The sequence below is a fragment of the Lacrimispora amygdalina genome (assembly GCF_003432035.1).
Classification (GTDB): domain Bacteria; phylum Bacillota; class Clostridia; order Lachnospirales; family Lachnospiraceae; genus Lacrimispora; species Lacrimispora amygdalina.
In genome coordinates this window covers 51727-74311 of record NZ_QOHO01000016.1, presented here as the reverse complement: position 1 = coordinate 74311, position 22585 = coordinate 51727, and the positions used below count along the sequence as shown (strand labels likewise).

Below are 22585 nucleotides of genomic sequence, written 5' to 3'. Positions count from 1 at the left end.
TCCTATGCGTTTCGTTCTATGACAGAATCATAAAAGTTATCAATCTGTTTTTTGTAATCATCAAACATATCCAGTCTGTCATTGGGCACATCATATTTCAGAGATATGATCTTATCAAAGACAGGATCTTCCTTTAAAACGGACATGGGCATTCCCATTGAAACCAGAGAGCGGGACTTTTTATACAGGTAGAGAATTAAGTCCATCATTTTAAACTGCTTTTCCATAGGAACGCAGGTATCGTCTTTATGAAAGGCATTCTGCTGTAAGAATCCGATTCGGATGACCTTTGCGATCTCTAAAATCAGTTTCTGGTCATCAGGAAGCATATCTCCGCCAATCAGCTTGACTATCTCCATCAGGCTGCTCTCCTGGGTCAGGATAAACACCATGCGGTTTCTGTAATCCACAAATTTTTTATCTACCTTTTCCAGATACCAGGGAGCCAGATCTGTTAAATATTCGGAGTAACTGCTAAGCCAGTGAATGGCAGGGAAATGCCGCTCATTGGCAAGATTCCGGTCAAGACCCCAGAAGCAGCGGACAAAACGCTTGGTGTTCTGTGTTACCGGCTCGGAGAAGTCACCTCCCTGGGGAGATACCGCACCAATGATGGTAACGGAGCCTTCTGTTCCGTTAATGTTCTGCATCATACCTGCGCGCTCATAGAATGCGGATAAACGTGAGGCTAAGTAGGCGGGAAATCCCTCTTCAGCAGGCATTTCTTCCAGTCGGCCGGATAATTCTCTAAGGGCCTCTGCCCAGCGTGAGGTGGAATCTGCCATGATGGCAACGTGATATCCCATATCCCGGTAATATTCTGCCAGAGTAAGACCGGAATAAAGACTGGCCTCACGGGCTGCCACAGGCATATTGGAAGTGTTGGCAATCAGGGTGGTCCGGTCCATTAATGGATTGCCGGAACGGGGGTCAATTAACTGTGAAAACTCTTCCAGTACCTGAGTCATCTCATTACCGCGCTCTCCGCAGCCGATGTAGATAATGATATCGGCATCGGACCATTTGGCAATCTGATGCTGGGTCATGGTTTTTCCTGTACCGAAACCTCCCGGAATACAGGCAGTTCCGCCCTTGGCAAGAGGGAATAGTGTATCAATAATTCTCTGCCCGGTGATAAGCGGCTTGGTTGCCGGATACCGTTTTAACGTAGGTCTTGGAACCCGGATGGGCCACTTCTGTGTCATGGTCAGCTGCTTTTGTGTTCCATCTGTCAGCTTCAGTGTAATAATCGGATCGGAAATGGTATAAGAGCCGTCTTCCACTACGTCAAGAACGGTTCCTTCCACATCAGGAGGGATCATAACCTTGTGAACGATGGCGGGAGTCTCCGGCACTTCTGCGATAATCGCACCGGGAAGCAGCCGGTCCCCTTTTTTCACCGTGATATGAGTCTGCCAAAGCTTTTTTGTATCAAGAGAATCGACGTGTATTCCCCTGTCAATATAAGCGCCCCCTGTTTTTGCGATCTCACTTAAGGGGCGTTCAATACCATCAAATATATTGTTAAGAATGCCGGGAGCCAGAGTAACGGAAACAGGAAAACCTGTGGAGGTAACCGTTTCCCCTGGTTTTATGCCGCTGGTTTCCTCATATACCTGAACAATGGTGCGGCGGTCTGTAAGTCCGATGACCTCGCCGACTAAATGATCTTCTCCCACATGGACCATTTCATTCATTCTGAATCCGGGATCACCCTTTAAATAGATGACAGGGCCGTTGATGCCGGAAATGGTGCCTGTATTAGTCATTTGCCGTACCTCCCATCAAATCTTTAATATTGAACCTGAAATCCCGTTTTGCTTCCGCCAGCTTGGTCTGGAAGGAATTATCGATTAAAATGTGCCTGGAGGGAATGACAGCTCTGGTGCCTCCCATAAATGAATACTCACTGACCCGGATATCAGCACTTTCCGGTAATGATAAGCTCCGGATCTTTTCCTCATCTGCAGGGTCAATATAGATGGTGATAAATTCTTTTCCGGCCAGCTCTTTTGCTTCTTTGATTTCTTTTTGAAGAAGTTCCGTATACTGGGGAGTAGCCATGAAATTTATTACCATTTCTTTTAATTCCAGAAACAGTTTTTCTTTTAATTCATCCTGCTTTTTTCCAAATTCACGTTTTGTGCCGATCTGTTCTAAGGAGAGCCGCTTGTTAATCTCTCTTTCGATCTGTTCGCTTTGTGATGCCACCTGCTGTTTTGCTCTGCGTTTTGCATCCTCCTGATGTTCAGAAAAGGTCTGCTCTAAGGCAGCAGTATATTCATCAAGCATCTTTGCACTGCGGGACCTGGCATCTTCCATACAAAACTCAAGGAAGTGCTGCAATTTTTCCTCAGTTGTCAAGATGACCACCTCTTTCTTATAGTTTTAATCCGATTGCTTCGTTGACATAGTCCGTGATAAAGTTGGGCTTGCGGCCGGTACCGTGGCGGTCAGGAATTTCAATGATTAACGGCAGCTTGCGGTTTAATTTCACATCATTGATGATGTCCGGAAATTCTTTCCCGAATTTTTCCGTCAAGAGAATGATCCCGATCTCTTTGTCGGCCAGAACCTTATCAAGCTGGCTCTTCAATTCTGCTTTTTCATGAACGACAGCGCCTTCCACACCAGCCAGTCTCATTCCCGTCCAGGTATCTACGTTGTCGCTGATCAGATACATTTTCATAAATTATAATTTACCCAGGATCATAAAGGATATGATCAGGCCATAGAGACAGACACCTTCGGCAAGACCTACGAAGATTAATGATTTACCAAGTATGGAGCTGTCTTCGCTGATAGCACCCAGAGCTGCGCTTGCTGCTGCGGAAACAGCGATTCCGCCGCCGATACAGGCAAGACCGGTAGAAAGAGCAGCTGCCAGATAGCCCATGCCGGCTACGCTTCCGGCGGCATTCGAAGCGGCTTCTGCAGCTTCTGCCTGTCCGTTAAAGAGGAAAATACCGGAAACGGCTATTGTACCAAGGAAAAGGAGCAGGTTAATTCCAAGCGCTTTTTTGTAACGCCCTTTTGATTTCTCACCCATGGCAAATGCTCCGAACGGGACTGCGATGCTTAATAGTAATGCAGCTGCTAATGTAATTTTTACTAATGTTGACATATTGGTTTCCTCCTGAAATGATTAATTTTTCTTTCCGTAAGGTTTAAATGCACGGCCGGTTCCACGGTAGAAACGGCTGAATAATTCATAATATTCCAGACGAAGGACCTGAATTCCCACGATCAGTCCCTCCATACCGCAGACAAACAGGTTGCCTAAGATCACACCAAACCAGTTGGGGTTACCAGCTTCCGCGCCGGAAAGCATTAATACCACCCCCATCATGGCAGCATGGCTGATTGCAAAAGCGCCTACTCTGACAAAGGACAGTGTATTGGAAAAATAGCTTAGGAGAACTTCGAAGAGTTCGAAAAATCCCTGTATTACAAACATGCCTTTTCCTTCCGGCAGTCCCGCCGCTTTCTTTTCCAGCAGGGCAGTAAGCGGTTCTTTAAAGAAAATCACGAGAAGCGGAAGACCGAACATCAAAAATAAAATTGCGGATGCCGGAATGGGATTGCCTGTCATATAAAGAACAATGGTAAGGACAAGGCTTGCATAAAAGACAAGCCCGGCTGCGCCGTTGGTATCAAAAAACGTTCGTTCCGGATCGTGTGACCTGAAACTGTTAATAATATTCAGAATCATGGTAAGAAGTATGATTCCCATACCAATGCAGATCGCCGCAATAAATACGGTATTCAGCTTTCCTATAAACGGAAGGTTGGTCATATGCTCCATCGGCCTCAGCCATACGGGGTGTATCACATCTTCAAATCCGAAGACGCTGCCAAAAAGGAATCCGAATATGGTGGAAAAGAATCCGCAGCAGGAAATGATGGCCGCCAGGCTGGCTTTTTTCAGACGGAAAAGAAGAAATCCGCCAAAAAGGAGGCAGAGTCCCTGCCCGACATCCCCGAACATGAAGCCAAACAGGAATGAATAAGTAATTCCGATGAGAATAGTTGGGTCAATCTCGTTATAAGCAGGAAGACCGTACATCTTTATAAACAGTTCAAATGGCTGAAACAGCCTTGGATTCAGCAGTTTGGTTGGAGGATCGCTCATAATGTTGCTGTGGTCATCTTCCACAATACAGAAGGTCTTTTTATCATCGGAGATCTCTTTTTGAAACGCTTTGGCATCCCGGCAGCTCATCCAGCCGCAGAGAATATAAAAGGTATTGATGTTCTGTTTGGTACATGCGGCAAGCTTTCTCACATTAAAATTAGTGGAGAAGGTTTCCAGCCTGTGCAGGGCGGATAAAAGTTCACTCCGCCGCGTTTCCAGTATCTGCGATAATTTCTTTTTGATGGCATTTGCTTCCGTCTCAAGGACCTTTATTTTATCCTGAAGGGAATGAATGGCATCGGATGGTGTGCCCTTATATTCATCGGGCACAAAAAAACGTTCGAAATGCATGGACGAATAAATGGCATCAATCTGGTTTGAAACCGTATCCGGAACAAAGTAAACCAGCCAGACGTATTCCGAATCCTCCCGGCATTTATAAAGGACTGTGTCTATGGTGTCATAAACGTAGCTTTCAAATTTGTTATAATATTCATGTAAAATGCGCCCGAAACGGAATTTAATGTACTTAAAATGCAATATGGAACTCAAGTCGTAATTCAGTCCCGTAAACGGAATGATTTTTTGCAGAGATTGGTTTAAGGCATTGATTTTTTCCTCAACAGCTGTCTGGGAGGCAGTAATTTCTGCAACCTGGGTTCCGATTTCCTCAACGATTTTTGCCGCTTCTTCAACCGATATAGCCTTTGCGTTAAAATCACTGCTGCTATCCGGAAGAAGTCTGCACAGCTCCTGGGCACGCTGAAACGTATCCTTATACGGATTAGTCTCGATATAAGGTCTTAAATCCTTAACCGTTTTTAATTCGGACAACGCATTTTCCAAATGAATTTCATATTTGGATAAATAGGTATCAATAACCCGGTCTATATCATCTTTCGGTCCGGTGATACTTAAAAACTTCATTTTTTCAATCACAGGAAAAGTAACCCCCTTTACTGTTTTACTACATAGGAGATAATTTCATCCGGTTTCAGCTGATACCGGATACTCTCTATGAGTGTAATAATTTTTTGAATTTCCTCCTCCTTTAAATAAAGATAGGAATTTAATGTTGCGATGGAATAAGGATTTTGTCTGCTAGTGGAACGGTATATTTTATCGAGAACTTCACTGGTAAGCTGTTCTAAGTCCGGCTTCTCCCTTATATCCATATCTGCCTTCTGACCATAATAGGTGGTTTTTAAAACAGAAAAAAATTCATCCATAGTCCCGGCTTCCACCATTTTCGCAGTCTGATCTTTTTTTAAATGATAATGGAAAGGAATCAGCAGTGCATAAATATCAGCAGATTTCAAATGGTAATATTTAAGGGAACGGTAAATCCACTGAATATTGAGTAAGTCCAGCTTACTGCCAAAACACTGGATCAAAAGTTCCTGTGACTTCCTGTTTAAATATTTACTCATTACTTTCCATATTGTTTTAAAATAGAGAAGATCTAAATGTACTTCATAATCAAACAGGGTCGTTTCGGATCCCTCTTCTAAATGTGCCAGCAGATCATAATAAATGGAGCCTTCCAGATTTGCTATAAACTCACGTAAATTTGAGGAAGAGGAAAGCTTTATTAAATCCAGCGAGGAGTGTCTGGAAAAAAAGTCCCTGAATACAGAAAGATCGATATCCAGCCGGTTCTGTCCCATTGAATTACGGAAACATTTTTTCAGGATATCGATTTCAAAGTGCATAAAATATAAATCAAGGAATTTACGCTGTGTTAAGTTGGAAAAACGGTAAAGCTTTGCAAAATCCTGATACAGTGACAGGATCAGCCGCTGTTCAATGGCGCCCCGGTGAAGTTTTTCATCGTCCAGATCAGAAAACATGCCCTCATAGGCTTTTAAATGCCTTAAATACTCCACTGCATCGGAAACTGTTTCAAGCGCTGCCATATCCCGGAACTGGCCGTCTGTGATCAGGTGGCTGTCCATCGCCCGTACCTTGGTTGTTAAACCGCTGTAGGATAACAGATTTCCCATTTAATCACCCCTTTATCATGTTGTTAAATAGTTCCTTTGCATATAGGGTATGATGGGCTTCAAAGTTTTTCTCCATCGCCACTAAAATTTTCTGCAATTCATCCTGCTGCATCTTTAAGCGCTGGTTCATTTTAATTTCCATACCTGCTTTCAGCTTTTCTATTTCTTTCTCTGTTTCATTTTCCAACTGGGCATCAAATGCAGCAGTGCGTTCTTCCATTTCTTTTGCAAACGCCTTTTTCTGTTCATTGGCATGTTCCATGATGGAAGTGGCAGCTGATTCGATCTCAGATATTTTATCAATCACAGCATCCATTTTTGCCCTCCTTTTGTGAATAGTGAACTAAATAAAAAGGTTCTAATTAATAATAATACTACAAATTAAAAAAATTTCCATAGAATTTTTGAAATAATCGAATTGTTGACTTAATTTCAACATAAATATAAGGTATACCGATGGCACTTTGCTTATGCATTGTTAACAAAAAAAGCGAAGACCAAAAGTGTTTCACTTCTGATTCTTCGCTTTAAAATATTATTGACCAGCTGCTTTTGTGCTTTCTGAAGCCGGTTCTGATTCTGACTGTGATTCGTCTGTTCCTTCTGCTACGGTTAAAAATTCAGTTGCAACATAGGCCTGTTTGCCCTCAAACATGATAACTGTCCATTTATCATCATAGGTTTCCACATACTCCACAACAGTACCTGAAGCCAGACTTCCAAGCTTTGTGCTGTCGGAGGCGGGCTTGGACCGTACATTAAGTTTGCTTTTGGTTGTATAAACTTTAGGAGGATCTGTTTCTGCTTCTGTAGGTTCTGTCGTAGCTTCTGCAGTGGTAGAGAAAGCCTCTGAAGTGATCTCAGTTGATATCTCTGTAGGCAGGGTTTCGTTCTTTTTATCTTTTCCTGGTATCAGTTTTACAATAATCACCACGATAACAAAAAGAAGCAGAAATATAAGAAGCGGTTTTAATAATCCGGATAAATCAGAATTCTTTTTTCTGTTGCGGCGTCTGCTTCTGTTTTGAGGAGCCGGACGTCTGTCGTTCCTAGGGCCTGAGCCCTGGACAGGTCTTTGGGCAGACCTTGAACCGGAGCCCTGTGCGGTTCTATGAGAAGAACCTGAAGCGGCTCTTTGAGGTGCTCCTGTCCTTCTTGGCTCGTCTGCTGTTGCAGCGGCTCTTTGCGATGATGCTCTTGATGCTATAGGAGCGGCCTGTACTCCTGCGGTGCGCGGTCTCTGGACCTGCCCGTCCTGACGGCTCCTGTGAAAGGCGTTTGTAAAGGCAGTGACTTCAGCAGCAAGCAGTTTGCAGGCTTCAGAAGCATCATAGGGGCTGTCGCTGCCTTCATGTACTGCTTTGTTGCCAAGAACACGAATCCGATGGTAGTGGTCTTTGACAGCCTGGGAAATAAATCGTCCTTCATATAACTGATCAATGCTGTCAGCCAGATCGGTTTCCACAATCAAAGCCTTTTCGGCTAGAAAATGAATCATATATTCCAGAGTCTGGCGGGCTTTGATCATTACCATATTATACTGCTTCTGGTTCATGAGCGCCTCGGTTTCCCTCAAACCCTGCTGGATTTTGATCCAGAGACTGTTATCTATAGTTCCCATGTATTTCCTCCTTTGCAAAACGGTTATATCCTAATATACAGACATTATACTAGATTATAATAAATTGCGCACCTGTTATTTTATTGATTTTCAATTTGTAAGAGAAAATTAAAAAATATACGGGTGCATATAAATACAGGGATTTCCTTACATGAACTTGCGCATTTTATATTCTGTATGATACAATCTATCTGCCATACGCCCATAAAGGCCGTGAATTGGAAAGATGATTAATTGGAGGAATAAAGTTATGAGGCTACGTCACATCCCCGGATCGGAAGAGGAAATCGCCACGAGTCCTTATGTAATTCAAAATCCATCCGGGAAAAAAGGATGCTGGAAGGAAGTATTTGGAAATGAAAACCCAATAGAAATAGAAATCGGCATGGGAAAAGGCCGCTTCATCATGGAACTGGCCACACTTCATCCGGAAATTAATTATGTCGGCATTGAGCGGTATCCCAGTGTCTTACTGCGGGGAGTGCAGAAACGGGCTGATCTGGAACTGAACAATATTTACTTCATGTGTGTAGATGCCAAGAATCTCGCTGAAATTTATGCTCCGGGAGAGATTGAAAAGATTTATCTTAATTTTTCAGATCCCTGGCCTAAGGACCGGCATGAAAAACGCAGGCTTACGTCTGAAGATTTTATGGCGGTGTATAACCAGATTTTAAGACCGGATGGGGTTGTAGAATTTAAAACAGATAACAGGGGATTGTTTGATTATTCTCTGGAAGCCATTCCAAGGGCGGGCTGGAAGATTGTGGACTTCACATATGATTTGCATCACAGCGAGATGGGAGCGGGAAATGTAATGACAGAATACGAAGAGAAATTTTCCTCCAAGGGAAATCCTATCTACAAGCTGGTTGCCTGCCGTTAATATGTAAAAAATAATTACCGGTCTCCTATTTATAACCAGGAGGCCGGTTTTGCATATAATAAACCAAAAGGTGAGGCAGGTGAGCAAACCATGGGAATGAAAGATAAGGTAACAAATAAGCTTCTGCAGGCAACCAGCGATAAAACAGAGCTAAATAAAAAAATGCTTTCATGGAATAAATCTTTTGTGGAAGTGAACAAAACACTGGGTGGAAATTTGAAAAAAAATACGAATAATAAATAAATTCGAAAAAGTTGTAAATATTTTGTAAAAAAGGTGTTGACTTTTGCTGAATACGGTTATATAATTACACACGTGCTTGAGACGAGAGCACACCAAAAAAACGAAAGACAAGCGCCTTTAGCTCAGTTGGTAGAGCAGTAGACTCTTAATCTATTTGTCCAGGGTTCGAGTCCCTGAAGGCGCACTAAAAAAGTACTGGTTTTGCAGACGGAGAGCTGCGGGGTCGGTGCTTTTCCTTTGTGTAAAAATGACTGTGGGAATCTATTTGTCTTACAAAAGCCCTTTTGTCCGAAGTTTCTCCTGAAGACAAGTAATATCACAGGAACCACACCAGCAATTCAGAAGTGCCCTGCGTCTGTAACATAAATAAATTAAGATTGCTTCGTAATCTGAAACATTCATATAACCCAAAGAATACAAATGTTTCCAAAATGAAAGCATTGTTTATTATGTTTTTATGTATTTGAATTAATAGGACTTGCTAAAAATTGATAAAGCGTACTTGAGATTCTTTTATGAAATAAATAATAATATAGTTTTATCATGTACATCACCTCGGAGGATAAATGAAATTTAAAGTTCAAATAACAGAATGTGATAATATTATAAAATTTATTATTAGACATAAATTTATAAAGGGAAATTCAAAGTTAACTGCAATAAAAAAAGATAACTCTATTATGATATGTGACATAAATGTCAGATATAATTGTAAAGGTATCGGTACCACATTGGTAAAACACCTTATCCAGTACGCGAAAGATAACCATTATAATAAAATAACTGGTTGGATATCTTCTGTTGATTTAGACCACATTGACAGACTAAAACATTTTTACGGAAAATTTGGTTTTGAAATTTCAAAGTCCGATGATAAAGATGATCCCATAAGAATATACAATCTTAATCTTTCCATATAATGTATCTCAACCAAGTTCCCGGCCAGAGAAGATCCGGCCGATCGGGAAGATTGATTGAGATACTTTTATTTTATCTGTTGGAAGAAAATATCATTAGTTAATGTACATCTACATCTTTATCAATGCACAATAAATTGTTAAAATCTCAGTTTTGTTTGATTAATCCTATAAAAAAAGCTACTAAACCTAATATCTAAGTCAGTAGCCTATAAATAACTTTAATAGCTTTCCTATATTTCTAATATTTCATTCACCGCCTGTTCCCAATATTCTTCAGGAATGTCAGGCCAAACACAAACACCTGTTTTTTCTTTACACAGTTCCATGGCTTTTGACAATACCCGACCATGAGATATGTTACCTCCTCGTAGTATAGTCTCAGTTATTAAACTCCAATATGGTGCATGTTCATTAAGCTTTGCATTATACATATCGTTGATTACGTCGTCAACATTATATTCCAAGCTAACAAACTCTTCCGACCATGTCGTTTTGGATCCATGTAATATTAAAAACTGTGTCCTTCCTTCGCTAAAAAGAGATACCCCTACGGATCCTGGATTTAAAAGACATTTTAAGTTGTTTATAAATTTGCTTTGCACATGAGTATGACCGCAGAGAATAATTGGCGTTTTAGTTTTATTCATAATTTCAATAGTATGATCATTATCTGGTAACATTTTTTCATTTGTTTTATTAGGAGATCCATGACAAATTGTTATTGGGTCCATTTTACCAAATGCAATTTCACGTGTAAAATTCAACTTTCTAAAAAATTCCAAATCTCTATCTGTAAGAGATTTGGAAGCGTATAACAATGAACCACTTGTAGAGTTATTATCTCTCCAACCGTTTTCCCTGTTATCTTGGTAATTAAGCCAATAATCTTCCTTATTTCCTTTAATAAAATAACACTCATAAGTATCCATTAAATCATACAGAATCTGCATTGTTTTTTCAGGATATGCCAATTCTCCTATATAGTCACCTAAGAAGATAAAAGTTTCAACTTTATGCAATAATGCATACTCAATGCATTTTTTTAATGCTAAATAATTGCCATGGATGTCCGCTAATACTGCTATATCCATTTTACTCCGCCCCCAAACCATGATAATCCTTTTACATCATTTTATCAAATTAGCTACTAACTATCAATATTAATTTCTCAATGTTCAGTAATCCACTAACCAATAATCTAAATCATTTTTATCTATTTCACTAAAAATTTTACATGAATTAAATTGCCTTTTATCAATCATTAGACACCTCGCTTTAATGCATTAAAGTTTTTGCCCAAACCCTATAGTTGGGCAAATTTTAAAATCATGCTCTAGCCATTGTATTTCCTAGAAAAAATACGAATTTACATGTATTTCCAGACCACGTTTTACACGTGGTAAGGGGGTTTTTGATGTTGGCGAGTGCGCCCGGCGCGTTCAGGGGCCCCGGCTACGCCACCCCTATCCGCCCTGGGTGCCCTCGTCAAACAACTTGTACGAATCGTACATGCGATAGTACTTCTTGCGTCCATAAAAAAATGAAGTACCGCATTTTTTCTTGACCCCATACCAATATTCAACAGAAATAAAAAGGGGATGCCCAAGAGAAAAGAGCCCCAGGAAGAAACCCACAGCACCAAAGTTATTAATCTTCCGGTGACGGTATTCGTATTCGGTCAGGCTGCGGATTTGACGGTTAATCAGGCGGTCAAACTGGCTGATCAGTATAATGTTGTATCCATGTTTCCGGTGCTGAGTGAAAAAGTTGGCCCATTGCTGGCGGCTCCGGTCATTCCAGGAACGGCAGTTAAAGATAAGCTGGCATTCATCAATGATAAGCCAGGTCTGACCCTCATGATCTTTCCTCTCTTATCCCGACGGTGACACAAACGGGAGAAGTCTAAGAGACAGTCAACCGTTAAATCAAAGTTATCCTTGTAAAAAAAGATGCCCTTTTTCTTCGAGGTAATCAGATCATAATTGATATCAACATTTGCTATCACATTCTTACCGTGATTGAGCTGGAAGTAAATGTCCTTTGCAACATGGTAGGACTTCCCGGAGCCGGGATTACCAGAATAAAAATAAATCATAAATTATCCCTCCTTGTATCTCATTTTTCTTCCTGGCCGAACCCGATCAGAGCAAGACGGTGAATCATTTGAGATACATCATTCAATCATTTTTACCCAACGGAGGGCAAGCTGCACTGAAATATCACTGGATTTGGATAAAAGTTATGGGAAATCATCAGAATCAAAGATTGGATAAAAAACAGGTAAAATTTATCTTAACTCAATTCCTGATCGGAGCAGCTCCGGGAAACCAGAGAGGAAAATTGAGATACAAAAGAGGGGAACTCTCAGCAACAGTGCCCCCCTCTTTCTGAAAATTGTAGACGAAATACGAAAAAGGAAATATAATGTAAAGTGCTGTTATATCCCAGACTGCGCAGCAGGAAGGGGGTGCAACAGTTGGAATACATATTAACCCTTATGCTTTCGGTCATAGCAGGCGTAGTTACACATTATGTTTGCAAATGGCTCGACCGAAAGTACAAATAACAGCGAGCATAAGAAAACCCAGGGACGGCCATCCCTGGGTTTTCGTTTGTGCAACAATTGAAATACATAATCCCTTTGTATCTCTATTTTATACCTAAAGTACTGGCGTGTCAACAGTTGCGATTAAAAAAAGTATCTCAAAACTTTCGTACCTGCTTTTATCTGAAATAATCACTCTGCTCTGAAACAAATTCTATAGGCTTTTCCAGATCAGATTCTTTCATCTTCTGTATGGCAAGTACAATATACAGCACTGAAAGTCCAAAATTAATGATACCAAACATCGGTATGGAGAATGGTAGAAAGGATACGATTGCCTTAAGTAATAAAGGCAGCGTTCTGGCATACACGCCCATCTGATATAACTGTCCAAAGGAAAGACTGTACTTCATACAGGAGGCGGCTATCATTCCGATCAGTGCAACAACCAGTACTCCAAAGAAAAACAGTGCCGTCATGAATAGAAACGCCAGAATCATAAAAGCTGTTACAATCAGATAGGCACTGGGTACCCATTGCTGTAGTTTCTCCCTGCTGAAATCCATGTCAAAATCGGAAAAGTATCTTCCTGTAATTTCGCCTTTATTCTTTACAATAATCTTTTCCGAATCCATCAGAACTACCTGATAATAATCTGTAAGATATTCCCCGATCTCATCTGCATCATAAAAAGAGGTGTCCGGGGATGTATTTATATAAATATACGTACCGTCTTTTTCGTATTCCACAGGTTTCTCAACCCAGAGCGTTCCGCCGCTCAACTTAAAATCAGGAACATAATCTTCAATGATTTTTACAAATCCCCCTGTTTTAAACTGAAATTTTAAAAATGGAACAATCATGGTCAGCGAAAAATATAGGACCATAAGAACAACTCCTGCTAAAAAAACTTTCCTGCGTTTATTTTTAATAAATTCTTTGTAGCTTTTAAAATCATAAAGAGATAACATCAGTTCCTTAAATACATTCATTTTCATTTTCCTCCTTTATAACTGTGCCAGTGAAAGTCCAATTCCAAAAACCAAAGCATAAACCAAAATCAGCACTACAAAATCCAGGGCCACTCTTGCGGCTATATGAATTTTTGTGTTGGAAGAAATTGAAACGGTAGCAGAACAGCCAATTAAACCAATTGCCGCGCCCAAAAGGCCATTTATAAGATTTATCATGTGTAATGCCATGAAGACATATGACCATTTAGGAATATTAACCGGAACATACGTTTCTCCCGTTGCACAATCTTTCTCATCAATCACCAGTTTAGTTCCCCCGATCAGGGAACTTACAATTAATAAAGCCTTTTTAGTTCCGATATTAACGGCATAAGCAGTTTGAAACCACTCTCGCTTAACCAGGAAGTCTTTCAGTTTGTTTACTTCATTATTCACAAGAACCTTATTCCCCTTCAGCCTGATCTCATACTCCTTTTCATCAACCTTTACTTTCCATACTTTACCCATGTTTCTGTATCCTTTCTCTTAAGTGTTTTTATACATGATTATCTTATCATATGGTGCATGAAAGGAGAAGACTTTCCTTTATACTATTTCGTAATAACTTCCAGTCTGTTTTTTACATTTCTTTTTAAGCTCGGCAATGTCGGCTGAGAAGGAGTCTATATTTTGATAGGTCCTCGTCCGGTTTGAAATTCCTGCCACAGACAGGCTTGCAATTGGAAACTCTTCCGTAAGTCCCCGCCTGTTTTTGGAGATGATATACCCTCTGTCAATGTCATCTTTGTGGTACAGGGAAGGAACGCGTTGGGAAAAGTGATCAATGACCTTCTCGCAGTACTTCTCTGCTTCGTGGTAATCACAGATAACAATAAAATCATCTCCTCCGATATGGCCGATAAATTCGTTTTTGACAGCTGCTTTATTCAAAGTATCGGCAAGAAGCATAAGCATCATATCTCCGGACTGAAAGCTGTATGCATCATTATAGGATTTGAAGTTATCAATATCAAAATATATAATACAATAGGGAGCATCACCGAGAACCCGGTATAAAATTTCCTGGTCGATCAAAAGGTTACCGGGCAGACCTGTCAGCGGATTGGAGTGCATGGCGGTATCCACTTCCACCTTTGTACAGGCTTCAAGAAGATCTTTGATTGTGACGATACCCCAGTAGTTTCCTTCCTTTTCCACAACTATGGGATTGTAAAGCTGTTCGTATTGCCGCTGCATGGCCAGCTTGGAAACCTGATTGACCGGCATATCGTAATTTACGCTGAGAAAGTTCCTGCTGGTCAGCTGCTGTATGCTTTTCTTTGAGTTAAGACTAAAACCGTATCTGCCGCCGAATTTTTCGATCAGGGAAGTTCTTGTCATAAAGCCAATGGCAGCTCCTCTGTCTGTCACTGTGAACTCAGTAATAGATGGGTCATTCTGGAGCGTCTCGTATATTTTCAGAGCTTTTTCATAGGGGGAAAAGGTGTGGCCTGAACGTGATAAATATCCGGCCATGGGATAGATGGAGGTCTTGCTCTTTCTGATATAACTTTTAGCCTGAAAACTTTTGATTAAGTCTGCTTTTTCTTTGGAAATATCCTTGAAATCCTGGTCTGGTTGGCCCAGAAAAAAGCCCTGACCATAGCCAATGCCAAGACCGATTAATGTATCCAGTTCCGCTTCTGTTTCAATTCCTTCCGCAATTACAAGAATTCCTGCATTTTTTCCAAATTCAGACAGTGCTCTAATCAGCATCTGCTTCGTTTCATCTTTATGTACATCTCTGATCATGTTCATGTCTAGCTTTATTAAATCTGGTTTGGCACTGGCAATAATATTAAGGCCGGAATAACCAGCGCCCACATCGTCAATAGCGATTCCGTAATTCTGCTTCTGGTAGTGCTCTACTGCTGAAGTAAATGCGTGGGTATCCAATATAGAGACGCGCTCCGTTATTTCAAAGATAATGTCATTGGAGTTTAATCCGAATTTTTGTAAGTATGCTTTGGTAAAACCTTCCCTGAAGGTATTGTCATAAATAATATTACAGTTCACATTAAGAAATAGTTTTTTCCCCCGCTCCATATATACGGACTGCTCAAGCGCCTTTCCCCTGCACAGGGTTTCCAGCTCCCAGGACTTATTATGCTTAAATGCAGTCTGAAACAATTCCTCAATATTCATTTCAAGTTCTTTTTCCGATATGCGGCTCAACGCTTCGTAGCCGTAGGTTTTTCCATCCACAAGCGAAACAATGGGCTGAAATACCGGCGTTAAATACCGGCCTTCTAAAATTCTGTCTAATAGCTGATGTTTGTTGTCCATGACAATGCTCCTTATTCCGTTCACATTGTGATGAAACAATTTTATAGTATGGATAAAAAGAAAACAAGCACATTACAGTAAAGTATATGTAATACTTGTTTTAAAGGTCTGATGCTCCTTGAAGGCTGATCGTACAGCCAATATAGATCTTTTTAATAGGAAGAGAAACATTTAAAATGATGTTTAAATGCACGGGAGCATTTGTGTGTTTTGATAGTAACGCTTTAGCATGATAAAATGGCAACTGGTTTTTTATCCATGTAAAATGCTATATTTTGACTTTCGTTAGTTACTTATGACGGTTAATTAAAAAAACAAAAAAAAATACCTGGCAATTTACACAAAATATTAGAAAAAAATTCTACATATAACCCAGAAAAATTCGTTTAAAAAGGGTGACTTTACAATTTGTTTACATTTTAAGTTAAAAAATTAATAATAAATTCAGAATTAAGGCAGTTAAAATTGTTCCAAATGTTCAAACAATTGTGAGCATTAATAAGATGTTATGAATCAGGCAAAAAGTTGACAATTCTTTCAGATGAAAGTATGATACACGGTATACTCAAACAACATTGTACATATATGCGTACAATATGGTTGGGAACCATAAAGGAGAAAAACAGTCTCTAAGAAAGGAAGTGAGCATTACGGAGGAGCTGGCAGAGAAGTTATTAGAGGAACTGAACTGCGAAACGGTCTTTACCATTCCGATATTCGGCGGCATTCCAATCGCTGAATCCGTAGTGGTGACATGGGTGATCATGTTGGCATTGACTGTCCTTTCCATCATCCTGGTTAGAAATCTGCAGGTTGAGAATCCTGGAAAGAAACAGCAGGTGCTTGAGATGGCTATCGGCGGACTTTACAATTTTTTTGAAAGTCTGATCGGTGAGGAAGGGAAACGCTACATCCCTTATCTGATTTCTGTGGCAATTTATATCGGTGTAGCGAACTTAATCGGCATCATCGGCTTTAAGCCTCCCACCAAGGATTTAAATGCCACTGCTGCACTTGCGGTTATGAGCATTGTGCTGATAGAATATTCCGGTTTTCATAAAAAAGGGGGAAAAGGTTTTTTTAAGGCATTTGCAGAGCCTATGCCGTTATTAACCCCAATGAATATCATGGAACTGTTTATCAGACCTTTGTCCCTGTGCATGCGGTTATTCGGTAATGTTTTGGGATCATTCGTAGTAATGGAGCTGATCAAGCAGGTGGCGGGTTTCATTGTACCAATTCCGTTTACCATGTATTTTGACATTTTTGACGGATTGATTCAGGCGTATGTATTTGTATTTTTAACAGGTCTATTTATGAAAGAAGCATTAGAATAAAATTTTTGATGAAAAAGGAGAAATAATTATGTTTGCAGCAATTGGAGCAGGAATAGCAGTATTTACAGGTTTAGGAGCAGGAATCGGTATTGGTATCGCAACATCAAAAGCAACAGACGCTATTGCAAGACAGCCGGAAGCAGAAGGCAAGATCAGCAAAATGCTGTTACTTGGCTGTGCACTTGCAGAGGCAACAGCTATTTATGGTTTCGTTGTAGCCATTCTTATCATTTTATTCCTTAAATAATTTATACCGACAGGATGTACATGGAAAAAAATAATAGAAAGGCAGGCGATACAGATGCTTAGACTGGATATGAACTTTGTGTGGAATATCGTGAATCTCATCGTCCTGTATTTTCTGCTGAGGCATTTCCTGATTCAGCCGGTTATGAATGTTATAAATAAACGGCAATCGATGATTGAGCAGAGCATTGGCAATGCAAGGTCTTCTGAAGGGCAGGCAGCAGTTTTGAAAAAGCAGTATGAAGAGAAGCTGGCCGCTTCGGCAGAAGAGGGCGCAAGGCTGATTGAGGAAGCAAAAATTCAGGCGAAAGCCCAGTATGACAGAATCTTAAAGGATGCACAGGAAGATGCGGGGCGCGTGATCAGTGAAGCCCGGAAGAAGACGGAAGCTGATCAGGAAAAAGCAATGCGTGAAGCAAAAGCCCAAATTGCAGGTCTGGTGATTGCGGCAGCAGCCAAGGTAGTTGGTCAGGAAACAAACGCGAAAGCAAATCAGGCGCTTTATGATTCATTTTTAGCAGAAGCAGGTGATTCCCATGACGCAGGCAGCAATTAATTACGGGCAGGTGCTGTATGAGCTCTCTCTTCCCGCGCAGGTGATAGAGGATGCGGCTCTGGCGCTTAAAACAGTGCCGGAGCTTAAGCGTGTGTTAAACAGCCCTGTGGTTCCCAAAACCAGCAAGCACCGGATTATTGACCGGGTATTTGACGAATCTGTCAGAATCTTTTTAAAGGTACTGGTTGATCGCCGTGATATAGATCTTGCAGATGAAATATTTGAGGCGTGGCGTTCCAGGGTATGTAAGGAAGCGGGGATTTTAGAAGCATCGCTTTTTTATGTGACGGAACCGGATGAAGAACAGATCCGTGAGATTAAGGCCATGCTCTGCAGGAAATATGGGAAAAAGGAAGTAAGACTCTGCATGATCGAAGACCCCGGTTTAATCGGTGGTTTCATCCTCCGTGTGGGAGATGTGGAGACTGACTGGAGTTTAAAGGGACGTCTGAGACAATTAGAACAAAATATAATGCGGAGGTGAAAAACGTGGCTTCCATCAATTCAGATGAAATTATTTCTATATTGAGAAGTGAAATTAAGGATTATGACGCTCATGCCAGAGACCAGGAAGTGGGAACTGTCTTAAGCGTAGGCGACGGAATTGCAACGGTTTACGGTATTGACCATGCAATGTACGGCGAAATTGTTATATTTGATAACGGTGTCAAGGGAATGGTTCAGGATATCAGAAGAGAAGATATCGGCTGTATTCTCTTTGGCTCAGACCGCGATATAAAGGAAGGCTGCAAGGTTACAAGGACAAAGAGACGAGCCGGAATTCCGGTTGGAGATCAGTTTGTGGGCAGAGTAGTGAATGCACTGGGAGCTCCCATTGACGGAAAAGGAGAGATTCCTTCGGATGATTTCCGCCCAATTGAAAATGAGGCACCCGGTATCATCGACAGAAAGAGTGTATCTGTTCCCATGGAAACCGGTATTCTTGCAATAGACTCCATGTTTCCCATTGGACGTGGACAGAGAGAGTTAATTATCGGAGACCGCCAGACTGGTAAAACTTCGATTGCAGTAGATGCAATCTTAAACCAGAAAGGGAAAGATGTTATCTGTGTATACGTAGCAGTCGGCCAGAAAGCGTCAACAGTTGCCAAGCTTGTAAATACCCTGACTCATTACGGCGCCCTGGATTACACCATTGTAGTATCCTCCACAGCAAGTGAACCGGCTCCTCTGCAGTATATAGCACCCTATTCTGGAACAGCACTTGCTGAATATTTCATGTATAAAGGGAAAGACGTACTGATCGTATATGATGATCTTTCCAAGCATGCAGTAGCATACCGTGCGTTATCCCTGCTTCTGGAACGTTCTCCGGGACGAGAGGCATACCCGGGTGATGTTTTCTATCTCCATTCAAGGCTTCTGGAACGTTCCAGCCGTTTAAAGGAGGAACTGGGAGGCGGTTCCATCACAGCGCTTCCTATCATCGAGACACAGGCTGGAGACGTATCTGCCTATATCCCAACAAACGTTATTTCTATTACAGACGGACAGATCTTTTTAGAGAGTGACCTCTTTTTCTCCGGTATGAGACCTGCAGTAAACGTTGGTTTGTCCGTATCCCGTGTAGGCGGTGCAGCTCAGACAAAAGCGATGAAAAAAGCAGCAGGAAGCATTCGTATCGATCTGGCCCAGTGCCGTGAGATGGAGGTATTTACCCAGTTCAGTTCTGATCTTGATGCGGCAACCAAGGAGCAGATTCAGTTCGGAAGAGGTTTGACGGAACTGTTAAAGCAGCCATTATGCCATCCATTAAGCCTTCATGAACAGGTGATCAGCCTGATTACAGCCAATAACCGCCTCTTACTTGATGTGGAAGTTCCCAAAATGAAAGAATTTCAGAGAAATTTACTTGATTTCTTTGAAAGCGTTCATCCGGAAATTGTCAAAGAGATTGAGGAAACAAAGGTATTGTCTGATGAACTGAAGCAGAAGATCCTTGATGGGGTAGCAGAATTTAAACAGAAACGGGTGTAAGATATGGCAAATGCGAGAGAGATACAAAGCAGGATGAACAGCATTAAAAGTACCATGAAAATAACCAATGCGATGTATACCATTTCCTCGTCAAAGTTAAAAAGGGCCAGAAAAGCACTGACTGATACGGAGCCTTATTTTTACGGGCTGCAGAGAACTATTGACAGAATCATAAGGCATACGCCCGACATTGATGACCCGTATTTAGATACCCGGCCGGAAATTAAAAAAGAGGACCGTAAAATCGGATATATCGTAGTAACAGCGGATAAAGGTCTTGCAGGTGCTTATAATCACAATGTTTTTAAACTGGCTCAGGAACAGATTGATAAGGGAGGAAACCCAACTCTGTTTGTAGTTGGTGATTTGGGACAGCAGTATTTTTCCAAAAAAGGAATTCCGGTGGAACAGGATTTTCGCTATACAGTGCAGAAACCCAACATGAGCCGTGCAAGAATTATTGAAGAGAAAATCGTTGATTATTTTCTGTCAGGGAAACTTGATGAAGTGTATATGATCTACACCAGAATGGTCAATGCGATGAAAATGGAAGCGGAAATACAGCAGCTTCTGCCTATTCCCAAGAACCGTCCGGGACAGAGTGTTCCTTTAAATGTTCATTTAGAGGAAATTACAATGAAGCCATCTCCACAGGCTGTGATTGACGCGATTGTGCCGAACTATATTGCGGGATTTATTTATGGAGGGCTGGTGGAATCTTATTCCAGTGAGCAGAACTCCAGAATGATGGCAATGCAGGCAGCTACAAAAAGTGCCCAGGAAATGCTTGATAGTCTTGCGATTACCTATAACCGGGTACGGCAGGCCGCGATTACCCAGGAGATAACCGAGGTAATCAGCGGAGCGAAGGCTCAGAAGAAGAAGCAGAAGAAGGCTTAAGTTTATCGTATTTTCCATAAATTGAGAGAGGAGGAGTCCTCACGACTGTGAGTAACAGATTATGAATAAAGGCAAAATTGTTCAGGTCTTAGGACCTGTAGTAGATGTGGAATTTTTAGAGGGCAGCGACCTTCCCCGCATCAAGGACGCCCTTGAGGTGGATAATGACGGGAAACGCTGCGTAATGGAAGTTGCCCAGCATATGGGCAACAGCACAGTCCGTTGTATTATGCTGGCTTCCAGTGAAGGTTTGTGTAAGGATATGGAAGTAACTGCTACGGGAGAAGGTATTAAAGTTCCTGTCGGGGAGCAGACTTTAGGACGTTTATTTAATGTCCTTGGTGATACCATTGATAACGGAGAAGAGTTAAAGGAAGGGCCGAAATGGGTCATTCACAGAGATCCGCCTCCATTTGAAGAGCAGAGTCCGGTTGCAGAAATTCTGGAGACAGGTATTAAGGTAATCGACCTTCTTGCTCCTTATGCAAAGGGAGGCAAGGTAGGTTTGTTCGGAGGTGCCGGTGTTGGTAAGACTGTTTTAATTCAGGAGCTGATTCATAACATCGCGACGGAGCATGGCGGATATTCCATTTTTACCGGTGTCGGAGAGCGTTCCCGTGAAGGAAATGATTTATGGACCGAAATGGGAGAGTCCGGAGTAATTGCAAAAACTGCGCTGGTATTCGGCCAGATGAACGAGCCCCCGGGCGCACGTATGCGTGTAGCTGAAACAGGACTGACCATGGCGGAATATTTCCGTGATGAGGAGCATAAAAATGTGCTTTTATTCATTGATAATATTTTCCGTTTTACACAGGCAGGTTCCGAGGTTTCTGCCCTTCTTGGACGTATGCCGTCAGCGGTCGGATATCAGCCGACTCTGGCAACTGAGATGGGGGAACTGCAGGAAAGAATTACATCAACAAGAAATGGTTCTGTTACATCTGTTCAGGCTGTTTATGTGCCTGCTGATGACCTGACTGATCCAGCTCCCGCAACTACGTTTGCTCATCTGGATGCGACTACGGTATTATCCAGAAAGATTGTGGAACAGGGTATTTATCCGGCTGTTGATCCTCTGGAATCCAACTCCCGTATCTTAGAGCCTGATGTAGTAGGGGAAGAGCATTATGAAGTGGCGCGGAAAGTACAGGAGCTTCTTCAGAAATACAAAGAGCTTCAGGATATCATAGCAATTCTTGGTATGGAAGAATTGGGTGATGACGATAAGACGACAGTATACCGTGCAAGAAAGATACAGAAGTTTTTATCCCAGCCTTTCTCCGTTGCAGAGAACTTTACCGGAATCGCCGGAAAGTATGTTCCTTTAAAGGAGACTGTACGTGGATTTAAAGCAATCGTCGACGGTGAAATGGATCAGTATCCGGAAGCTGCATTCTTTAATGTAGGAACTATTGACGAAGTAATAGAAAAGGCCCGGACATTACAGGCTTAACTTGGAGGTGCAGCCAGTGAGTACAAGTACATTTTTCCTTCAGGTGCTTGCAAGTGATAAGGTTTTTTACAAAGGACTGTGTCAGAAGTTAATCATTCCTCTGGAAGATGGTGAAAAGGCAGTTCTGCCCCATCATGAAGATATGGTAATTGCCGTTGCAGTGGGAGAAATGAGACTGATGAATGATAACGGAGAATGGATCCATGCTGTGGTAGGAAGGGGATTTGTTCAGATTATCAACAACCGTGTGACTCTGCTGGTGGATACGGCAGAACTTCCTGAGGACATTGATGAACGTCGTGCAGAAGAAGCCAGGGAAAGGGCAGAGGAACAGTTAAGACAGGGTAAGAGCCTTCAGGAGCATTCTCATTTTGAGGCATCCTTAGCCAGATCTCTGGCCAGACTGCGCACCAAGCATAAATATGAGATCCGATAGGAAA

Annotated in this window: 25 protein-coding genes and 1 tRNA gene; 12 read left to right on the top strand and 14 right to left on the bottom strand. The window is 41.6% G+C overall.

Translation table 11 applies throughout. The features are described 5' to 3' along the window. Positions 1-2: 2 nt before the first annotated feature. The 8 genes from DS742_RS05490 to DS742_RS05455 all read right to left on the bottom strand — a co-directional run bounded on the left by DS742_RS05490 (position 3) and on the right by DS742_RS05455 (position 7759). On the bottom strand, positions 3-1769 hold the full coding sequence (locus DS742_RS05490) for a V-type ATP synthase subunit A (RefSeq protein ID WP_117416009.1): 1767 nt from the start codon (positions 1767-1769) through the stop codon (positions 3-5). Then, entirely contained in the window at positions 1762-2364 is a 603-nt protein-coding gene (locus DS742_RS05485; protein ID WP_117416008.1) for a V-type ATP synthase subunit E, read from the bottom strand. Before DS742_RS05485 ends, DS742_RS05490 begins: the two co-directional genes overlap by 8 nt. Before the next feature lie 16 nt (positions 2365-2380). After that, a complete protein-coding gene (locus DS742_RS05480) occupies positions 2381-2689 on the bottom strand; it encodes a V-type ATP synthase subunit F (RefSeq protein WP_097006078.1) in 309 nt (102 codons plus the stop codon). Between the two features lie 3 nt (positions 2690-2692). Beyond that, the gene (locus DS742_RS05475) at positions 2693-3124 is read right to left on the bottom strand and encodes an ATP synthase subunit C (RefSeq protein ID WP_117416007.1); all 432 of its coding nucleotides are present in this window, start codon (positions 3122-3124) and stop codon (positions 2693-2695) included. A 21-nt stretch (positions 3125-3145) separates the two neighbouring features. Next, the gene (locus DS742_RS05470; RefSeq protein WP_117416006.1) at positions 3146-5074 is read right to left on the bottom strand and encodes a V-type ATP synthase subunit I; all 1929 of its coding nucleotides are present in this window, start codon (positions 5072-5074) and stop codon (positions 3146-3148) included. A gap of 17 nt (positions 5075-5091) precedes the next feature. After that, positions 5092-6138, bottom strand: coding sequence for a V0D/AC39 family V-type ATPase subunit (locus DS742_RS05465; RefSeq protein WP_117416005.1), 1047 nt, complete (start codon positions 6136-6138; stop codon positions 5092-5094). A 4-nt stretch (positions 6139-6142) separates the two neighbouring features. Continuing rightward, positions 6143-6454: an ATPase gene (locus DS742_RS05460; RefSeq protein ID WP_117416004.1), complete on the bottom strand. Its 312-nt coding sequence runs from the start codon at positions 6452-6454 to the stop codon at positions 6143-6145. 219 nt (positions 6455-6673) lie between these two features. After that, on the bottom strand, positions 6674-7759 hold the full coding sequence (locus DS742_RS05455) for an SH3 domain-containing protein (RefSeq protein WP_117416003.1): 1086 nt from the start codon (positions 7757-7759) through the stop codon (positions 6674-6676). 250 nt (positions 7760-8009) lie between these two features. Here DS742_RS05455 and trmB point away from each other — a divergent pair, with 250 nt between their 5' ends. The 4 genes from trmB to DS742_RS05440 all read left to right on the top strand — a co-directional run bounded on the left by trmB (position 8010) and on the right by DS742_RS05440 (position 9808). After that, on the top strand, positions 8010-8645 hold the full coding sequence (trmB, locus tag DS742_RS05450) for a tRNA (guanosine(46)-N7)-methyltransferase TrmB (protein ID WP_117416002.1): 636 nt from the start codon (positions 8010-8012) through the stop codon (positions 8643-8645). Positions 8646-8735: 90 nt separating this feature from the next. Beyond that, positions 8736-8888, top strand: coding sequence for a hypothetical protein (locus tag DS742_RS28745; RefSeq protein ID WP_170313372.1), 153 nt, complete (start codon positions 8736-8738; stop codon positions 8886-8888). Positions 8889-8999: 111 nt separating this feature from the next. Then, positions 9000-9072 (top strand) — tRNA-Lys (locus DS742_RS05445). 382 nt (positions 9073-9454) lie between these two features. Further along, positions 9455-9808: a GNAT family N-acetyltransferase gene (locus DS742_RS05440; protein WP_117416001.1), complete on the top strand. Its 354-nt coding sequence runs from the start codon at positions 9455-9457 to the stop codon at positions 9806-9808. Positions 9809-10038: 230 nt separating this feature from the next. Here the strand turns inward: DS742_RS05440 and DS742_RS05435 are convergent, their stop codons facing one another. The 6 genes from DS742_RS05435 to DS742_RS05410 form a co-directional block, all read right to left on the bottom strand. Further along, positions 10039-10899: a metallophosphoesterase family protein gene (locus DS742_RS05435; RefSeq protein ID WP_117416000.1), complete on the bottom strand. Its 861-nt coding sequence runs from the start codon at positions 10897-10899 to the stop codon at positions 10039-10041. 372 nt (positions 10900-11271) lie between these two features. After that, complete coding sequence (locus DS742_RS29985) at positions 11272-11625, bottom strand: zonular occludens toxin domain-containing protein (RefSeq protein WP_367575495.1); 354 nt, start codon at positions 11623-11625, stop codon at positions 11272-11274. Further along, on the bottom strand, positions 11532-11903 hold the full coding sequence (locus DS742_RS30130; RefSeq protein ID WP_117415998.1) for a zonular occludens toxin domain-containing protein: 372 nt from the start codon (positions 11901-11903) through the stop codon (positions 11532-11534). The genes DS742_RS29985 and DS742_RS30130 overlap by 94 nt, the downstream gene beginning before the upstream one ends. 629 nt (positions 11904-12532) lie before the next feature. Continuing rightward, complete coding sequence (locus DS742_RS05420; RefSeq protein ID WP_117415997.1) at positions 12533-13345, bottom strand: DUF1189 domain-containing protein; 813 nt, start codon at positions 13343-13345, stop codon at positions 12533-12535. A 15-nt stretch (positions 13346-13360) separates the two neighbouring features. Then, on the bottom strand, positions 13361-13834 hold the full coding sequence (locus DS742_RS05415) for a hypothetical protein (protein WP_117415996.1): 474 nt from the start codon (positions 13832-13834) through the stop codon (positions 13361-13363). A 78-nt stretch (positions 13835-13912) separates the two neighbouring features. After that, a complete protein-coding gene (locus DS742_RS05410; protein WP_117415995.1) occupies positions 13913-15652 on the bottom strand; it encodes a GGDEF domain-containing protein in 1740 nt (579 codons plus the stop codon). A 596-nt stretch (positions 15653-16248) separates the two neighbouring features. Here DS742_RS05410 and DS742_RS05405 point away from each other — a divergent pair. The 8 genes from DS742_RS05405 to atpC all read left to right on the top strand — a co-directional run bounded on the left by DS742_RS05405 (position 16249) and on the right by atpC (position 22581). Then, positions 16249-16989: a F0F1 ATP synthase subunit A gene (locus tag DS742_RS05405; protein WP_170313371.1), complete on the top strand. Its 741-nt coding sequence runs from the start codon at positions 16249-16251 to the stop codon at positions 16987-16989. A gap of 28 nt (positions 16990-17017) precedes the next feature. Continuing rightward, complete coding sequence (gene atpE, locus DS742_RS05400; protein WP_097005478.1) at positions 17018-17236, top strand: ATP synthase F0 subunit C; 219 nt, start codon at positions 17018-17020, stop codon at positions 17234-17236. Between the two features lie 54 nt (positions 17237-17290). Further along, positions 17291-17791: a F0F1 ATP synthase subunit B gene (atpF, locus tag DS742_RS05395; protein ID WP_117415994.1), complete on the top strand. Its 501-nt coding sequence runs from the start codon at positions 17291-17293 to the stop codon at positions 17789-17791. Further along, positions 17772-18275 carry an ATP synthase F1 subunit delta gene (atpH, locus tag DS742_RS05390; RefSeq protein WP_117415993.1) on the top strand — a complete coding sequence of 168 codons (504 nt, stop codon included), beginning with the start codon at positions 17772-17774 and terminating at the stop codon, positions 18273-18275. The genes atpF and atpH overlap by 20 nt, the downstream gene beginning before the upstream one ends. Before the next feature lie 5 nt (positions 18276-18280). After that, positions 18281-19789: a F0F1 ATP synthase subunit alpha gene (gene atpA, locus DS742_RS05385; protein ID WP_117415992.1), complete on the top strand. Its 1509-nt coding sequence runs from the start codon at positions 18281-18283 to the stop codon at positions 19787-19789. A 3-nt stretch (positions 19790-19792) separates the two neighbouring features. Continuing rightward, positions 19793-20689, top strand: a complete 897-nt coding sequence (gene atpG / locus DS742_RS05380) for an ATP synthase F1 subunit gamma (RefSeq protein ID WP_117415991.1) — start codon at positions 19793-19795, stop codon at positions 20687-20689. Positions 20690-20750: 61 nt separating this feature from the next. Beyond that, on the top strand, positions 20751-22145 hold the full coding sequence (gene atpD, locus DS742_RS05375; protein WP_117415990.1) for a F0F1 ATP synthase subunit beta: 1395 nt from the start codon (positions 20751-20753) through the stop codon (positions 22143-22145). A 16-nt stretch (positions 22146-22161) separates the two neighbouring features. Further along, a complete protein-coding gene (gene atpC / locus DS742_RS05370; RefSeq protein WP_117415989.1) occupies positions 22162-22581 on the top strand; it encodes an ATP synthase F1 subunit epsilon in 420 nt (139 codons plus the stop codon). The last annotated feature ends 4 nt before the right edge of the window (positions 22582-22585 follow it).

Bases quoted from the DNA above. Each gene is read 5' to 3' on its own strand.
- DS742_RS05490 (WP_117416009.1), bottom strand. From the start codon at position 1,769: ATGACTAATACAGGCACCATTTCCGGCATCAACGGCCCTGTCATCTAT.
- DS742_RS05480 (WP_097006078.1), bottom strand. From the start codon at position 2,689: ATGAAAATGTATCTGATCAGCGACAACGTAGATACCTGGACGGGAATG.
- DS742_RS05475 (WP_117416007.1), bottom strand. From the start codon at position 3,124: ATGTCAACATTAGTAAAAATTACATTAGCAGCTGCATTACTATTAAGC.
- DS742_RS05465 (WP_117416005.1), bottom strand. From the start codon at position 6,138: ATGGGAAATCTGTTATCCTACAGCGGTTTAACAACCAAGGTACGGGCG.
- DS742_RS05460 (WP_117416004.1), bottom strand. From the start codon at position 6,454: ATGGATGCTGTGATTGATAAAATATCTGAGATCGAATCAGCTGCCACT.
- DS742_RS05455 (WP_117416003.1), bottom strand. From the start codon at position 7,759: ATGGGAACTATAGATAACAGTCTCTGGATCAAAATCCAGCAGGGTTTG.
- trmB (WP_117416002.1), top strand. From the start codon at position 8,010: ATGAGGCTACGTCACATCCCCGGATCGGAAGAGGAAATCGCCACGAGT.
- DS742_RS28745 (WP_170313372.1), top strand. From the start codon at position 8,736: ATGGGAATGAAAGATAAGGTAACAAATAAGCTTCTGCAGGCAACCAGC.
- DS742_RS05440 (WP_117416001.1), top strand. From the start codon at position 9,455: ATGAAATTTAAAGTTCAAATAACAGAATGTGATAATATTATAAAATTT.
- DS742_RS05435 (WP_117416000.1), bottom strand. From the start codon at position 10,899: ATGGATATAGCAGTATTAGCGGACATCCATGGCAATTATTTAGCATTA.
- DS742_RS30130 (WP_117415998.1), bottom strand. From the start codon at position 11,903: ATGATTTATTTTTATTCTGGTAATCCCGGCTCCGGGAAGTCCTACCAT.
- DS742_RS05420 (WP_117415997.1), bottom strand. From the start codon at position 13,345: ATGAATGTATTTAAGGAACTGATGTTATCTCTTTATGATTTTAAAAGC.
- DS742_RS05415 (WP_117415996.1), bottom strand. From the start codon at position 13,834: ATGGGTAAAGTATGGAAAGTAAAGGTTGATGAAAAGGAGTATGAGATC.
- DS742_RS05410 (WP_117415995.1), bottom strand. From the start codon at position 15,652: ATGGACAACAAACATCAGCTATTAGACAGAATTTTAGAAGGCCGGTAT.
- DS742_RS05405 (WP_170313371.1), top strand. From the start codon at position 16,249: ATGGTTGGGAACCATAAAGGAGAAAAACAGTCTCTAAGAAAGGAAGTG.
- atpE (WP_097005478.1), top strand. From the start codon at position 17,018: ATGTTTGCAGCAATTGGAGCAGGAATAGCAGTATTTACAGGTTTAGGA.
- atpF (WP_117415994.1), top strand. From the start codon at position 17,291: ATGCTTAGACTGGATATGAACTTTGTGTGGAATATCGTGAATCTCATC.
- atpH (WP_117415993.1), top strand. From the start codon at position 17,772: ATGACGCAGGCAGCAATTAATTACGGGCAGGTGCTGTATGAGCTCTCT.
- atpG (WP_117415991.1), top strand. From the start codon at position 19,793: ATGGCAAATGCGAGAGAGATACAAAGCAGGATGAACAGCATTAAAAGT.
- atpD (WP_117415990.1), top strand. From the start codon at position 20,751: ATGAATAAAGGCAAAATTGTTCAGGTCTTAGGACCTGTAGTAGATGTG.